We start from the raw sequence: 15956 nt of genomic DNA, 5'->3' as shown, positions 1-15956 counted from the left end.
TTGTTTCTCACTTATTATTTTTTAGGGCGTCTAGGTGGATAACCCTTTGCACTGCTGTTGCTAATTCATCTGGATTAAATTTAGCAATAAAATCATCCGCACCGACTTTCTCAACCATCGCCTGATTAAAAACACCGCTTAAAGATGTGTGTAAAATAATATGAAGACCCGCCAAATCAGGATTTGCTTTAACGTTAGCAGTCAACGTATAACCATCCATTTCAGGCATTTCCACATCAGAAATCATTAATGCATAACGGTCTGTAACAGGTTGTGTTTTTGCTATATCTTGTAATAGAAGAAGCGCCTCTTTACCGTCTTTAACTAAATCACACTCAATGCCCAATGCCGTTATAGCTCTTTGTATCTGCTTACGCGCAACAGAGGAGTCATCAGCAACAAGAATTTTCTTATTTGCTATTTTTTCTTTTATTCCTTCTTCAATCACATTCGCAGCCACTTCGGTATTCACAGGCGCTATTTCATCAAGAATTTTTTCCACATCAAGAATTTCAACTAATGAACCATCGATCTCGGTTACTGCGGTTAAATAGTTATAACGTCCAACACCACTAGGTGGCGGTAAAATATTTTCCCAGTTGATATTAATGATGCGTTCAACAGAATCCACTAAAAATCCCTGCACCGAGCGATTATATTCGGTGATGATAATAAAACGATCAGCTATATTATCAAGAGCCCGCCCTCCGGTTGCTAAATTCATATCAATAACAGAAATAGTTTTTCCGCGAATATTGGCAATACCCCTAATTGATGGATGAAGTTTAGGGAGACTAGTCAAAGGGGGACATTGCAAAACCTCTTTCACTTTAAATACGTTGATGCCATAGCGTTGAATTCCTCCTAATTTAAAAAGCAGTAGCTCAAGTCTATTTTGTCCAACTAATTGAGTGCGCTTGTTTACTGAATCTAACACGCCAGCCATATTCTCTTCCTTTTATATTCTTATCGGTATTTACAAGCAGTCGTACTATTATGACGACAATCGCGTTAGTATTAATGTATCACTGAAACGGTAATTCATTAACGAATAAGGTCATTATTTTGATATATATTCTCATTATCTTGCTTAGTTTAGGCTCTTCTTGCACTTTTGCTGAAAGCAATTACCGAAAAGAGATCGAAAATTTTGCTGAGTCTCTTATTTTTGCAAAATATGAAGCTTCAAATAAGCACAATAGTGAACAAAAACTACAAATTAAAATAGCACCTCTTGATAAACGACTCACTTTTACCGCCTGCACGGCTGATCTGACAGGGGAAATTATTGGTAACGAGATAAAAAAAAATATATCGATTAAAGTGACCTGCTTAGATGACAAACTATGGTCAACTTATGTGCGTGCCAGAATACATATATTATTACCACGTATTGTTACCAGCCAATCACTCCGAAAAGGACAACGACTTAGTTTAGCAAATATAAAATCTAGTTTCGTTAATAAATTACAAATTAGAAATGGCAGTTTTTCCGATATTGAACTATTAATTGGAACACGCTTAAAACGAAATTTGTCAGCGAATAAAATAATCAAAGATAGAGATGTCTGTTTTGTTTGCAAAGACGACAAAGTAACTATCCTAGCAATTAATAGTGGCTTATCAATTAAAGCTTCAGGAATTGCGCTAAGTGATGCTAATATTGGTGGTACCGTAAGGGTTAAAAATTCACGCACGCAACGCATTATTGTCGGAAGAGTTTCGGCCCTAAAAGAAGTTCAGGTGTCATTCTGATTTTTTGTTATTTATTACTAAAGAAATAATTGTATCCGCCGATATAATTATTACGTGATACTTTTGGAATATTATTATGAGTATAAATATAAACCGACAAGCACCCCAAAAAAACATTGTGATTGAGCAAAATAAAGTTCAAAAACAACAGGATGTCAGTCAGCAAACTCAAACAGCGAGCAGCGGTAGTAGCAAAGATTCAGTGCAACTTACCCCGCAAGCGTTAACCTTAAATAAAATGCAAAAACAATCATCAGAAGAGCCACAGGTGAATCAAAAGCGCATTGAAACACTGAAAGCAGCTATCTTAAATGGTGATTATAAAATCAACACAGAGCGATTAGCAGAAAAGCTTAGTCAATTTGAAGGTGATTTTAGTAAAGCATTTGGTTAGTTGAAACATTAAGAGAATAGATACGAATATGCTATTAGCACAACTGACTCAACAATTAGAATCGGTTCAAGCGTTACAGTTAACACTTGAAGCAGAGACTGCTTGCCTAAAAGAAAAAAACTTTTCACAGCTTAATGAAATTCTGCTGAAGAAGCAGAAATTATTACACGTTATCAATGATCTTGATAAAATTCTTGCTACAAAAATATCACAGAACGAGATAAAAGAAGATAAAGAATTGCGTGCCATAAAAGACAAAATTGAAAATCTACTTCCAATTTGTCAAAAAAACAACGCAGTGAATGGCCAACTAGTTGAGTTAAGCATGAAAAGTAATAAACACTTAATGCAACTGATAAAACAAGCCACAGGAAAAAATTCAGTCACTTACGATCAAAAAGGGGCACTTAATAGTGCGAGTCTACTAGGCAAAGATATTCAAGCTTAACCTACCGCTAACATTGATCCTTCTTAATACTTAACTCCTTAGTAATAAATTTGTTTTTCAACTTGTATTACCTGCATCTCCTTTTCATTAAACTCAGGGGCCTGTATAAAAAAGAGGCTTCTCATATTTAACTCCAACTCGGTGATGTAGATATCTCCCCGATGATAACTCTTTAAAACGCGTGCGCCCCTAACCAGTCCCTGTACACGACTTTCAATCTGATCACTCTGTAAGCTAGCATTAGTAACACTATTTTCGGCATTCAGTAAAACACCATAAATCTGTTCAGCTAACTCTTTATACGCCTCCAACTTCGAGGCTTTAATAGCGTTTAACATCTGCACATCAAAGGTTGCTCCTTTCTGAGCTGCAATTGGCGCATAACCGACAGACGTAAAAGTGTATTGATAACGCTCCATTGCGCTATCATGTTGCTTAATTTGATCATTTGATTTAGCACAGGAGAATAAAGAAAGGGATACGCTAACTAACAGCGTCGATAAAAGAATTGAATTCAACCTATATTGGCATTGCATAATTTATTCCTTGCTTAGTCTAATCGGCGTCAAAAACCCCCACACCTGCAATATCAAGCAAGAAACAAGCCATGACAAACTAAATTTATTTTTTATTTAACTAAACGCACCTGACTTCTACCTTTTTGCGCTAAATCACTATCGCGAGAAAAATATTTCTTATTTTGATAATCATACTCCCCTCCGACGAACATAGTTTCTGGTATAAAAGCACTGCTAGTCGATTCAACTCGCTTTGAGTTTATATTAACAATACGCACGTTAATGATCAGCCCTTCTTCATTACGAGACATTGTCCCCGCTAATATATGCTGAACATCGACACTTTTACTTAATTTTTTCCAGTCTCGTGTTAACGCAAATTCACCTTGTGGAGTGAGCTGAATATCCCCTGTTAGCTTAAAATCAATAATATTCAGATCACGAATGTGAAGTTCATGAATAAATTGCTCTGAAATTGTTTGCCCAACCCAATTGGTTACTTGATGATCTCTTAAATCAACGATAGAGGTTAATGCAATAGCGCCAAAACGGTATTTTTGCGGGAAGTTGGAGAGTAACTGATCTGCCATTTTACTGACAACGTCTGACAATATCAGCGATTTTTCACCATTGAATAAATATAAATGTCCATAACCAGTCGGCTCAATAGCAGTCACTAGCGCATCATGATCTACATCGAGGTTTTCATCGGACTGATTCGTAGAATGAGCAATATAATAATAAAGAGAGTCATCACTGCTTGCTCGTTCTATGTTGGCTACTGGCGTAACGTCTTTTTCAGACTCATCTGACGATAGCTGGGTACACCCCTGTAGCAGTAATAATGTGATGGAGATTACCAATAAATTTCTCATTTAATACCTACCTTGGGCAATGAACTAACTAATAAACAGATCTATAAATTCATCAAAAGGTATCGGCAAAACCGAGAATAACTTTAATAAATATTACCATTATAGGTAATATTTAATTTATGGTGCAAATCTTGCTTAGTTTATAAACGCTAAGAGTATGCGCTAGTATTTTCATATTGAGACTAAAGGTAATCCAATGAGCAAATCTTTTATATTCATATTACTGCTGTTTTGCAGTGTCACAAACGCACAATGGTTCCAATCATCTGGCGAGGCTTTCATTATCGATAATGATCTAGACAGTGCCCGTGAGAAAGCACTTAAACAAGCAGTAAAAAACGCTTTACTCTTCTCAGGCGGAACAATATCAAGTTTGCAACAGGTGAATAACGGCATACTTGTAGAGAACCAATTGCTTCTTAATAGCGAAGGAGAAATAAAAGCTTTAACGATGATCGATGAAACAGAGGAGAACAATAAAATAAGCGTGACAATAAAAGTGGATATAGAAGTACCCAAAGATAACTGCCAAGGCAGCAATTATCCTAAATCAATTTCAATAACACGTTTTAAATTAAATAATCCGGATCAAGCCGTAGATGGTAATTTGCACGCAATTAATCAACAGGTAACCAAAACGCTTTATAACCTACTGGCACTTTCACCGCAAACTTTAAATCTAAGGCAGTTGGTCAATATCCCCGTAAAATTAGGTGAAAAATATAATGACCGTAATCTTGTTGATACCTTACGCGCGCTATCAACACAAACCGACAGTCAATATATTGTTTATGGTGAAATCAATGATCTTTCAGTGGAATTTAAAAGCAAGAACTCAATCAGTTATTGGCTAAGTAATCCCCCCCGCCACTTTTATCTGACAGTGTACCTCTACGACGCACTACAGGGAGAATTACTAGTAACTAAACAGTATAGAGCAGAAGCGTTATGGCAATATAATAAACATGCAACAGCGGATTTACACAGTAAATTGTTTTGGCAGAGAGATTATGGACAAGCGATTATCTCCTTGCTCGATGATGTTAATGTTGACTTAGAAAGGCATCTGCAATGCAAATTGCCAACTGCAAAAGTAATTTCTGTACACAATAATAGTGTACAAATCAACTTAGGGGCACTCAACGGCATTAAGAAAGGGGCTCTGTTAGGCTTATCCTATTCAAGTAATTATAAAGACCAATTTGGTATTGAACGAAGTGCCGAAAGTCACTACCAAGATGCGATGGAAGTTATTGAAGTACATGAAAAAAGTGCTATTCTACGCACAATAGACAAAGCGCCACTGGGTAATATTCAAATTAATGATTTAGCGCGAATTAAACAATAAATTATTGCATAATGTCTTTATAATCAATAGACTTAGCGATATCTCTTTATAGCTCAACAGGATAGAGCACCCGCCTCCTAAGCGGATGATCGGGGTTCGAGTCCCTGTGGAGAGACCAATCATCACAAAATCTGCACAGTTAGCAATTACAACATTTAATCTCACAACCTAAAATCAGGTGTAGATATCTCAGGGCTCCCCATAATGAGTAGACACCATCTATAGTTAGATTATATCTAATATTGAGGTGATTTATGACCAAGAAACAAGAAGAGCATTTAACACCCAAAGATGATCCCGGTCTTCACCTTCTTCTGGAACATGAAGATCCTACCATTCGTTTTTTGCATATAATCATACGCATCGCAGTAAAAATACTTGCCGTGCTCATGGTTCTTGTTATCGTCTGGGGGATTGGTGATGTTATATATGTATTATATCAACGACTCTCCGAACCTCCGTTCTTGCTTTTGCAGATTGATGATATTATTGCAACATTTGGGGCCTTTTTGGCAGTCCTTATTGCGATCGAAATATTTGTTAATATAAGTATGTACCTCAGCAGCAATGTTATACCTGTGCGTTTAGTTATTGCAACAGCGCTTATGGCTGTTGCACGAAAAGTGATTATTTTTGACTTTAATGAAATGCAACCGGAATTTGTATATGGAACGGCAGCCGTTATTTTGGCATTAGGGGTAACGTATTGGCTAATCACAAAAAGAACCTAATAATGCCTATTCAACTCATTGTTGGACATTCAATTAATAGATTTGATATACATTACTGTACTTGGATTTAATGTCGTTGTCGCAGTTGTGCTAGCAGTTAAAAGTTGCAAAGTCAGCATTTACAGCACTCGATAAAGGAGTCACCATTACCCTCATACTGCGCCTAATTATGGTCTCCGATCAGAGTCCTGATAAAGCACCTTGAGGTATCATGGGTATAGGAGGGAATATGAAAATTAGGTTTATGAAAAATACGGATTTAGAAGGTGCTGCTAGTGTCCATCAGTTAGCCTTCGTAAGGCAAAAAAACTCATACCAATGGATGCAATGCAACTTTAACGCCTCCCCCTCGATCTTTAATATTTGTCGCTGAAACTAATGACGAAATTACTGGTTATATAATTTGGCTTCAAAAGAGTGGTTTCCGTCCTGCAGCCGTTCTTGAGCTTGAGCAACTAGCAGTATCACCAAATTTCCAAGGGCAAGGGATTGGTCGAAAGTTGATTAATGAATCACTTCCTTTAGTCAAGAAACAGCTGTTATTACACGGTTCGACTGTAAAGCATATTTGGGTGACAACGCGTGCAGATAATTTTGCACAGGCACTATATAAAAAAACATTGGGCGCTGAAATCGAAACAACCATTAAGAACCTTTATTCCGCCGATGAAGTTCTCATGATAGCGCGCAACGTCAGTGGATAAAAATAAGAGCAAGCAAAAGCAAGCACAGACAGGCGGGGACGAAAGCACCATCGGCCCTCGAGTACTCGTGCGAGCATGCATGCGCCAGTCTGGTTTTGATTTCATGGACAACATCTGAATGCGCTCTGATTTCGACGGCGCCTTCGCCCCGTTTGTCAACGTTCCGGTATTCGCTGTGGACTGCAGTTAGAGCGAGCCTGTATGCCTACGGAACGGCTGAAAACATGGTGCATCGCGGAGAAGTGGGTCGAAGGAGAGCATATGTTGGTCGCCGGAGCCCCCTGTGGTGTCGGCTCTGCCGTCGTGCAGTTGGCGAAACGACGGTGAGTCACTGTAACTGTAATTGCAGTAAAGGCCAAGATGAAGCAAGTGCTTTCCCTCGGAGCCGACGTGTTATCGAACGTGAACAGGATGTTGTTGTCAGCCTCGGGGACTCAGTAGATGTCGTATTGACAATGTTGCGGGGGAGTTTTTGGCGGCCTGTTGAAAGTACGGAATCGCAGTGGAAGATATGTTTCCTCGAAGCCCCCCGACATGCACATTTTTTATCTGAAAGATTTGCAGTTGCTAGGCTGTACGACATGGGGCGAACCCGTTTTCTCAAAGATGATTACTTGCATTGAACGCGGCGAGTTGCGACCACTTGTAGCAAAGACATTTCCGCTCGAAAGGATTGCGGACACACAAAGCGAGTTCCTCGAGAAAAAACATGTCGGCGATTTCGTTTTGATCCCACGACCATTGGGGGCTTGATGCAGGGCAGTTGTTGTAACTGGCGACTGCTTTTATTGTGCGCACAAGGTTCATCAATATGCCATCGATAAGCGGCCGACAAAGTAAATAACCTCAGCTTGGGATAAGCAACTCGATACAGCGCAGCTATTTCAAGTTGAGGTTAAAATAAAAATGGAAATCACCGTCAGGTTATAGCAATTTCATTAAAGGGGGATATTTAGGCGCAAGGGAAATAGTTATACATGCTTATGCACTTAACTCAGGTGAAAATGGGAAAAGATAAAAACTCGTCAAAAAATTGCACCACAGAGTAAAATGAGGGAAAACAGAGAAAAACATAAAAAATAATAATTAGCTTATATTTTAGTCTATTAGTTTTTTCTCTGTATAACGCGCAGCGCCTCTGTTAATGAATGCGAACCGAAACGCAGTTTCGCAGTCGCATGAAGTGTGCGTGGTAGTGGTTTTAATCTTTTTACAAAAAATAACCTGAGTCATCTACATAAGCATGTAGCTATATTGGGTATTACAGCCCCATCGCATAGCGCATCACCTGTTTTTTAAGCGCGCCACTATTCTGCGCCAAGTGCAAAATCCCCTTACGTAATAGACGCAGCGAATCTAATTCACACTTACTACTTTTATAAAAAAGATCCATCGTTGTCTGCATCAGCAGGTTGGCTGGTTTTCTTTTTGCTTCATAACGTTTGAGTAAAACGGGGATAGGCAAGTCAGAGCTATTTTCCAGTAGTTCGACTAAACACTGCACATCTTTAAAACCAAGGTTAACCCCCTGCCCAGCTAATGGGTGAATAGTATGCGCTGCATCACCTAAGAGTACACATGAGCCTTTATAATAGCGCTGCGCATGACGACGCGTTAAGGGAAATGAGCCATTATCTTGCACACTGAAAGCAAACGGCAATACAGGAAACTCTTCAATAATCGCCTTTTTTAATTGCACTTTAGATAAAGAATTTAAGTATTTTATTTTTTGCGGATGATGATACCAAACTAAGCTGGCGTTATTGTCTGCAAGAGGTAAAAAAGCGCATGGTCCGCTTTCACGAAACTCCTGCCAAGTGATATTTTGCTCTGGCGCATCGGTTTTAATATTAATCAGCATGCAGTGTTGGCGATAATCCCATGCCGTAATAGCGATATTTAATAAACCTCGCACTGCCGATTTTGCGCCATCACATGCGATTAACAGCTGCGCATCAATACGCTGATTATTATCCAGATAAACACTAACACCTGAGTCAGCGTTATGAAGAGTGCGCACTTCCCGCCCTTCATAAAAGCGCACATTGGCACAACTTTTTAGAGATTGCCATAACACAGCTTGAATCCAGCGATTTTCGGCAATATAACCTAATGCATCAAGACCTATTTCAGTGCTATCGAAACAGAGTTTTTCGCTGCCCTTTTCCCAAGTTTGTAAGCGTTGATACGCACATAACCGATTTTTCGGAAGTAGATTCCAGACGCCCGCTAATTCAAGTAATTTTTTACTTTGCGCGCTAAAGGCTGAGACTCGCAGATCAAAAGGTGAATTTTCAAGAGGAGAAATCAGGTCTTTGTTTTCAATAAGGTGAATATATTCACCTTTTTGGGCTAATAACAATGCAGTTAAAGCACCAACTAAACCGCCGCCAACCACAATGACTTGCCTATTTTCCATTCCGAATTTCCTTGTTAATATAAACCACAAACATTGTAAGCAAATTATCCTGACTAATGGAGAAAATTTGTTAATTTAATGTACCGTTGCACGAAGCGTTAGGATAGGCAAACAAAAAGTAGCAAGTTAGTCTTGATCTGCGTAAAATGCGACCTCTTCATTTTAGAATAACCGTATGAGCAGTAAATTATGAGTATGAAATTACACGTCAAAACTTGGGGTTGCCAGATGAATGAGTATGATTCATCTAAGATGGCCGATCTTTTAAATTCCACCAACGGTTATATCACAACCGATAATGCAGAAGATGCTGACGTTATTTTATTAAATACCTGCTCAATTCGTGAAAAAGCGCAAGAAAAAGTATTTCACCAACTCGGGCGCTGGAGAAAATTAAAAGATAAAAACCCAAATTTAATTATCGGTGTGGGCGGTTGTGTTGCCTCTCAGGAAGGCAAAGCTATCCGCCGTCGGGCACCCTATGTTGATATTATTTTTGGCCCACAAACTTTGCACCGTTTGCCTGCGATGATCAAGCAGGTTCAACAGGGTACTGGTGCCGTTGTTGATGTCAGTTTCCCTGAAATTGAAAAATTTGATTGCTTACCAGAGCCGAAAGCAGATGGTGCAACTGCGTTTGTATCGATAATGGAAGGCTGTTCCAAATACTGTACCTACTGTATTGTCCCTTATACTCGCGGTGAAGAAGTGAGCCGCCCGCTTGATGATATACTATTGGAAATAGCTCAGTTGGCAGAGCAAGGGGTACGTGAAGTTAACCTGTTAGGTCAAAATGTAAATTCATTTATCGGGGCCACACACGATGGTGGAACCTGCAGTTTTGCTGAGCTATTGCGCTATGTCGCATCTATTGACGGCATCGATCGCCTACGTTACACCACTAGCAACCCGCTCGATTTTACAGATGATATTATTGATGTATACCGAGATACTCCTGAGCTAGTGGATTTTTTGCACCTGCCGGTGCAGGCAGGCTCTGATCGCATTTTAAATCTGATGAAACGTGGACATAGTGTTGCACAATACAAAGATATAATTGCCCGTTTAAAAGCAGTCCGTCCTAATTTAACACTAAGCTCAGACTTTATTGTCGGTTTCCCCAATGAAAGCGAGCAAGATTTTGAGCAGACAATGGGGCTGATCAATTATATCGGTTTTGATACAAGTTACAGCTTTATCTACAGCCAACGCCCAGGCACGCCGGCTGCTGATATGCCTGATGATGTCACACTAGAAACGAAAAAGCAGCGCTTAGCGATACTGCAAGATAGAATTCATCAGCATTCCCAGCAAATTGGCCGCCGCATGGTCGGCTCTGTACAGCGCATTTTAGTGGAGGGGCCTTCACGAAAAAACATTATGGAACTCTTTGGCCGTACTGAAAACAACCGTATAGTTAACTTTGAAGGCGATCATCGCTCTATTGGTGGGTTTGTTGATGTGGAAATTACAGAAGTGCATAGCAACTCGATTCGCGGTAAATTTATCCGTGACGAATCTGAAATGAACTTACGTGCAGCTATTCGCCCTAGCGACATCGTTAATAAACATCAAGACACCTTAGGTGTTTCATCATTTACACCAGAATAAAAAAGGCTCACCATTTTGACTACAAAGCTGACTACAGTTCATCTTGATTTAGTACCTGAAGATACAAGCCGCTTAGCCGTATTATGCGGTGCTTTTGATGACAATCTAAAACAGATTGAACGCCGTTTAGGTGTTGAAATTATTTACCGCAATGCCCACTTTCAAGTTGTCGGAGAGCATCGCTACGCTCAAGCTTGTTCTGACCTATTAAAAGAGCTGTATATTGAAACGCAAACTATAAAAGGTAAAAGCCCATCATTACCTGATAGTAATGTGCATCTTGCGCTGCAAAATTTATTTGCTACTCACCGTTTGCTGGAAGTACTGCCAGCAGAGCAAGAAAATGATTTTCAACATCTTTCTATCAAAACTAAACGTGGCGTAATTAAACCGCGTGGCGAGAACCAAACTAAATATATTAATAATATTTTAAAAAATGATATCAGTTTCGGTGTTGGTCCGGCCGGTACCGGCAAAACCTATTTAGCGGTGGCTTGTGCTATTGAAGCATTAGAACGCCAAGAAGTACGCCGTATTCTGCTCACTCGTCCTGCGGTCGAGGCGGGTGAACGATTAGGTTTTTTACCAGGCGACTTAGCGCAAAAAGTGGATCCTTATTTACGCCCTTTATATGATGCTTTATTTGAGATGTTAGGTTTTGAAAAAGTGGAAAAACTGATTGAACGTAATATCATTGAAATTGCACCGCTTGCTTATATGCGCGGACGCACCTTAAATGATGCTTTTGTGATTCTAGATGAAGCACAAAACACCACGATAGAGCAGATGAAGATGTTTTTAACTCGTATCGGTTTTAATTCCACAGCCGTGATCACCGGTGATATCACGCAAATCGATCTGCCACGCCATCAGAAGTCTGGCCTGCGCCATGCGATTGAAGTACTTAACGGGGTCGAAGAAGGTATCAGCTTTAGTTTCTTTGTTGCCGATGATGTGGTGCGTCATCCGGTTGTTGCTCGTATTGTAAAAGCCTATGAGGCCTTTGAACGTCAAGCTGAAATAGTAGGAAAAAAATAATGGATCTGTTTGTTGATCTTCAAATTGCTAGTGCTAATGAAGATGCATTACCTGAATTAAGCGCAATCGAAGAGTGGATCCACGCGGCGATTATTGCCGGCAGTGAGACAACACCTAAAGAAGCTGAATTAACCGTCCGTATCGTTGATTCAGCGGAAAGCCAACAATTGAATTTTCAATACAGGCACACAGATAAAGCGACTAATGTGTTGTCATTTCCTTTTCAAAATCCACCTGGGATCACGTTGCCTTTACTCGGCGATCTGGTAATCTGTAAACAGGTAGTCGAAAATGAAGCCAAAACACAAGGTAAACCTTTAACTGCGCATTGGGCACATATGCTTATTCATGGCACGCTGCACCTGCTAGGTTATGATCATATCAGTGATCAAGAGGCTAACGAGATGGAAACCCTAGAGACAAAACTGTTAATCGAATTGGGTTTTGCCGATCCATACTTAAGTGAAAAAGAGTAAATAAAATTAATGTCAGATGACAAAGCCCAATCAGTACAAGATAATTCAAAATCCGGACTATTCGATAAAATCGGTAATCTATTCCAAGGCGAGCCGAAAAACCAACAAGAGTTACTGGATATAATTCAAGGCGCAAAACAACGCGAAGTCATAGATCAAAAAACCAAAGAAATGATCAAAGGCGTGTTAGATGTATCTCAATTACGCGTCCGCGATATTATGATCCCGCGTTCACAAATGGTTACTTTAGGTTTGCATCAAACCGTTGACGAATTTCTGCCTGAAATTATTGAATCAACGCACTCACGCTTTCCTGTTATTACTGAAGATAAAGATCATGTTGTCGGCCTATTGCTCGCAAAAGACCTCATTAAATTTGGCTTTACCACAGAAGCCAATGACTTCAAAATTGAAGACATTCTCCGCGAAGCGGTCGTTGTACCTGAAAGTAAGCGCTTAGACTCCTTATTAACAGAGTTTCGCAGCAAACGTTATCATATGGCCATTGTTGTCGATGAATATGGCGGTGTATCGGGACTGGTGACCATTGAGGATATTTTAGAAGTCATTGTCGGTGAGATTGAAGATGAATTTGATGACGAAGAAGCCGATGAAATTCGTAAAATTGGTAAAAGAACCTATGTTGTTAATGCATTAACATCAATAGATGACTTTAATCAATATTTTTCAACTTCATTTAATAGCGAAGATCAAGACACCATCGGCGGTTTAATAGTACATGAGCTTGGCCACTTACCTGATCGTGGAGAGAGCATTTTAATAGACGACTATAAATTCAAAGTAACCAATGCCGATAGCCGCCGTTTGGTACAACTACAACTGCGCATCCCAAAAGAATTAAAAGCGATTAATGAATAAACTACGCCGAACGCTGGCGGCATTTAGCACCCATATTTTAGGACAACTTTTAGTTGCCCTTGCTTTAGGTGCAATGCAAGTATTCGCCTTTTCTCCTTTTGAACATTGGTGGGTACTTTACCCCTCTTTTATCGGCTTTTTTTTATTATTACAACAAGTTCAAAAAAGTACACAACGCTATTTTTTAATCAGTTATACTTTTAGCATCGCCATGTTTATTGCTACTCTGCACTGGATTTATGTCAGTATGGATCTGTTCGGTGGTATGCCCATTGCGGTTAGTGCGCTTTTAATTATTATGTTGTGCGCCTATTTAGCCCTTTTCCCCGCTTCGGCATTGTGGGCAAGCAGTCGCTTTTTATGGTTATCTGATACAACCCGCTATCTATTCCTTATCCCCGTTTTTTGGCTGATTTCAGATTGGCTCAGAGGTTATATATTAACTGGTTTTCCTTGGGCCTATTTAGGTTATAGCCATGCAGATACCCCTTTGGTCGGATTTGCTCCTATATTAGGCGTACAAGGTATCACACTGGCGATAATGATAATTTGTGGGGCGCTCACGTTACTGATCCAAAAACAAAAAATGGTGCTCAATCTCGCGCTCATATGCAGCTTGCTTATCAGTGGCACTATTTTACAAAAACAGCAATACAGCAAACCGCAATCCGCAATAAGGGTTTCCCTCGTACAAGGTAATATAGACCAAAATCAAAAATGGCAAAAGGATCAGCTTTATCCCTCTCTATTTAAATACCTCGATCTGAGTGAGACTGGCTTTGATAAGCAGCCCGAGCTAATTATCTGGCCAGAATCGGCTATTGCGGCACTCGAAATCGATATGCAATTATTTTTACAACCCTTATCAATTAAACTAGCAGAGAAAAATAAAACCTTAATTACGGGTATTATTGGTTATACATTAGACGATAATGCCTACTACAACACCATTATCGCAATAGGTAAATTACCCGTAGGCGATGGCTACGCTTTAACTGGAAAAAATCGCTACCAAAAGCACCATTTGTTACCCATTGGTGAATTTGTTCCCTTTGAAAATCTGTTGCGTCCGCTTGCCCCCTACTTTAATCTACCGATGTCGAGTTTTCAGCGCGGGACTGAAATTCAGTCTAACTTGCAAAGTGGCTCGACCACATTCGCCACGGCTTTATGTTATGAAATAGCCTTTCCCGAATTGTTAAGAAAAAACATGAGCAAAAAAACGGGAATGTTATTAACATTAAGTAATGACGCTTGGTTTGGTGATTCCATCGGCCCAGCTCAGCATTTACAGATTGCCAGAATGCGTGCAATAGAGTTTGCTCGTCCGCTGCTGCGCAGTACAAACAATGGCATAACCGCAATTTTTGATGCCCAAGGAAAAGAGTTAGGCAGACTGCCAGTTAATAGTGCACAGGTCTTAAGCACCATGGTACACCCTGCATTTGGCCAAACTCCCTACCAAATTTATGGCTCATTTCCTCTTTACGTATACTGTTTATTGATACTGATTGGGCTGTTCTTCGGCTGTAAAAAACGAAAAAAAGTCTAAATGGGGAATAAAACACAAGCATTTTCGCTCTGACTTCCCGTGAAAATATGCCAATTAGTACGATCTCTTAACTTTAATCGCGATTATTCCTACGCTCAACTACGTAATCAATCATTCATGTAGAGCGACGACAGTGCATGACGTCTGCTTTGTTGAACATAAAAACAGTCGCTAGTTGGAAGAAATCGCAAAGATAAGTGCTCCTGTACCTATTTTACGGATGAGATGCATAGGAAAAACGCATTTATTGCAATAACCAGTTGTTTTAATTTAAAAAATAAAAAAATTCAACATCTATTCTAAGCTAATGAAATGGACAGTTAATTAATATACTTACTTTTAACAGGTGAAATAAAAATGCGGTAAATCCAGCTATTTATAGTGCAAACTGCTAAAATCATTTTTTATATTTTTCAAAATAATGGTTAGGATTTTTTATGTTTTCAAATAAGACACTACTTATTAGTGCATTCGTTCTTTTTACCAGCACAGGCTGTGCGAACTTAGAAAATGAAGCACAACAAAAGCAGATAATTAATCTTCAAGGTGATCTTGTGCAAGCACAAGAAACCAATCAAAAAACACAAGCTGAATTAACCAAAGTGAGAGAAACATTAGCTACCTGTGAGAATAAAAATAGCGACTTAGATATCCTTCTGATGGCAGCTAAAACGCAATTACAGGAGCCGAAGCCTCAATTACAAGAGCAAAAACCTAAAGTAAAAGCGGTTAAGCATAAACATAAAAATATTACCCGATTCCAAGACAAAACTATGCTCGGCCAGACAGAGTGGGTTTATATTTCAACACTTAAGATGAGCTATAGAGGCAGAATAGATACTGGTGCCGAAAGTTCTTCAATTAATGCTATTGATCTGGAAGAGTTTGAGCGTGATGGTGAGAAATGGTTGCGTTTTAAGTTGCTCGGTGAAACGGGAGATAATCCGCAACCGATAGAAGCCAAAATAAAACGTTTTGTTAAAATAATACAAGCCAGTAAACCGGGAGAAACCACAAGACGCCCAGTGATTTTATTACATGTACGTATTGGTGATATAGAGCATCTGACAGAATTCACCCTAACGGATCGCCAGCATATGGAATATCCGGTGCTCATTGGCAGAACATTTATACAAGATGTGATACTGGTTGATGTCAGTAAAGAATATATCCACCCTAAATATCATCCTAAAACTAACTAATAGGCT

16 protein-coding genes and 1 tRNA gene are annotated in these 15956 nt (G+C 39.4%); 13 read left to right on the top strand and 4 right to left on the bottom strand.

The window, feature by feature from the left end; translation table 11 throughout:
• Window positions 1-7 precede the first annotated feature (7 nt).
• Window positions 8-946, bottom strand: a complete 939-nt coding sequence (locus KSO91_RS00640; protein WP_238740292.1) for a chemotaxis protein — start codon at window positions 944-946, stop codon at window positions 8-10.
• A 119-nt stretch (window positions 947-1065) separates the two neighbouring features.
• Here KSO91_RS00640 and flgA point away from each other — a divergent pair, with 119 nt between their 5' ends.
• The 3 genes from flgA (at window position 1066) to KSO91_RS00625 (ending at window position 2597) form a co-directional block, all read left to right on the top strand.
• A complete protein-coding gene (gene flgA / locus KSO91_RS00635) occupies window positions 1066-1755 on the top strand; it encodes a flagellar basal body P-ring formation chaperone FlgA (protein WP_238740290.1) in 690 nt (229 codons plus the stop codon).
• A 76-nt stretch (window positions 1756-1831) separates the two neighbouring features.
• Window positions 1832-2149, top strand: a complete 318-nt coding sequence (gene flgM / locus KSO91_RS00630; protein WP_238740288.1) for a flagellar biosynthesis anti-sigma factor FlgM — start codon at window positions 1832-1834, stop codon at window positions 2147-2149.
• Window positions 2150-2177: 28 nt separating this feature from the next.
• On the top strand, window positions 2178-2597 hold the full coding sequence (locus KSO91_RS00625; protein WP_238740286.1) for a flagella synthesis protein FlgN: 420 nt from the start codon (window positions 2178-2180) through the stop codon (window positions 2595-2597).
• A gap of 38 nt (window positions 2598-2635) precedes the next feature.
• Here the strand turns inward: KSO91_RS00625 and KSO91_RS00620 are convergent, their stop codons facing one another.
• Both KSO91_RS00620 and KSO91_RS00615 read right to left on the bottom strand, forming a co-directional pair.
• On the bottom strand, window positions 2636-3133 hold the full coding sequence (locus KSO91_RS00620; protein ID WP_238740284.1) for an LPP20 family lipoprotein: 498 nt from the start codon (window positions 3131-3133) through the stop codon (window positions 2636-2638).
• Between the two features lie 92 nt (window positions 3134-3225).
• Entirely contained in the window at window positions 3226-3990 is a 765-nt protein-coding gene (locus KSO91_RS00615) for a FlgO family outer membrane protein (protein WP_238740282.1), read from the bottom strand.
• Window positions 3991-4186: 196 nt separating this feature from the next.
• Between KSO91_RS00615 and KSO91_RS00610 the strand changes: the two genes are divergently transcribed.
• From KSO91_RS00610 to KSO91_RS00595, 4 genes are all read left to right on the top strand, one after another.
• Window positions 4187-5338 (top strand): flagellar assembly protein T N-terminal domain-containing protein, encoded by a 1152-nt coding sequence (locus tag KSO91_RS00610; RefSeq protein ID WP_238740280.1) that lies wholly within the window; start codon window positions 4187-4189, stop codon window positions 5336-5338.
• Between the two features lie 42 nt (window positions 5339-5380).
• A tRNA-Arg gene (locus KSO91_RS00605) sits at window positions 5381-5456 on the top strand.
• 136 nt (window positions 5457-5592) lie between these two features.
• On the top strand, window positions 5593-6069 hold the full coding sequence (locus KSO91_RS00600; protein ID WP_238740278.1) for a phosphate-starvation-inducible PsiE family protein: 477 nt from the start codon (window positions 5593-5595) through the stop codon (window positions 6067-6069).
• Window positions 6070-6428: 359 nt separating this feature from the next.
• Window positions 6429-6773 carry a GNAT family N-acetyltransferase gene (locus tag KSO91_RS00595; protein WP_338049718.1) on the top strand — a complete coding sequence of 115 codons (345 nt, stop codon included), beginning with the start codon at window positions 6429-6431 and terminating at the stop codon, window positions 6771-6773.
• A 1261-nt stretch (window positions 6774-8034) separates the two neighbouring features.
• Here KSO91_RS00595 and KSO91_RS00590 read toward each other — a convergent pair.
• On the bottom strand, window positions 8035-9192 hold the full coding sequence (locus KSO91_RS00590; protein WP_238740276.1) for an FAD-dependent monooxygenase: 1158 nt from the start codon (window positions 9190-9192) through the stop codon (window positions 8035-8037).
• Between the two features lie 189 nt (window positions 9193-9381).
• On the opposite strand from KSO91_RS00590, the gene miaB reads away from it, so the two are divergent.
• From miaB to KSO91_RS00560, 6 genes are all read left to right on the top strand, one after another.
• Window positions 9382-10803 carry a tRNA (N6-isopentenyl adenosine(37)-C2)-methylthiotransferase MiaB gene (gene miaB / locus KSO91_RS00585; RefSeq protein WP_238740274.1) on the top strand — a complete coding sequence of 474 codons (1422 nt, stop codon included), beginning with the start codon at window positions 9382-9384 and terminating at the stop codon, window positions 10801-10803.
• Between the two features lie 15 nt (window positions 10804-10818).
• A complete protein-coding gene (locus KSO91_RS00580; RefSeq protein WP_238740272.1) occupies window positions 10819-11841 on the top strand; it encodes a PhoH family protein in 1023 nt (340 codons plus the stop codon).
• On the top strand, window positions 11841-12317 hold the full coding sequence (gene ybeY, locus KSO91_RS00575; protein WP_238740270.1) for an rRNA maturation RNase YbeY: 477 nt from the start codon (window positions 11841-11843) through the stop codon (window positions 12315-12317). Before KSO91_RS00580 ends, ybeY begins: the two co-directional genes overlap by 1 nt.
• 9 nt (window positions 12318-12326) lie before the next feature.
• Window positions 12327-13196 carry a CNNM family magnesium/cobalt transport protein CorC gene (gene corC / locus KSO91_RS00570; RefSeq protein ID WP_238740268.1) on the top strand — a complete coding sequence of 290 codons (870 nt, stop codon included), beginning with the start codon at window positions 12327-12329 and terminating at the stop codon, window positions 13194-13196.
• Complete coding sequence (lnt, locus tag KSO91_RS00565) at window positions 13189-14748, top strand: apolipoprotein N-acyltransferase (protein ID WP_238740266.1); 1560 nt, start codon at window positions 13189-13191, stop codon at window positions 14746-14748. The genes corC and lnt overlap by 8 nt, the downstream gene beginning before the upstream one ends.
• Before the next feature lie 437 nt (window positions 14749-15185).
• Window positions 15186-15950: an ATP-dependent zinc protease family protein gene (locus tag KSO91_RS00560; protein WP_238740264.1), complete on the top strand. Its 765-nt coding sequence runs from the start codon at window positions 15186-15188 to the stop codon at window positions 15948-15950.
• Window positions 15951-15956 lie beyond the last annotated feature (6 nt).

The sequence above is a fragment of the Psychromonas antarctica genome (assembly GCF_022267535.1).
In the GTDB taxonomy this organism is placed as follows: Bacteria; Pseudomonadota; Gammaproteobacteria; order Enterobacterales; family Psychromonadaceae; genus Psychromonas; species Psychromonas antarctica.
This window is presented reverse-complemented; position numbering and strand designations above follow the sequence as displayed.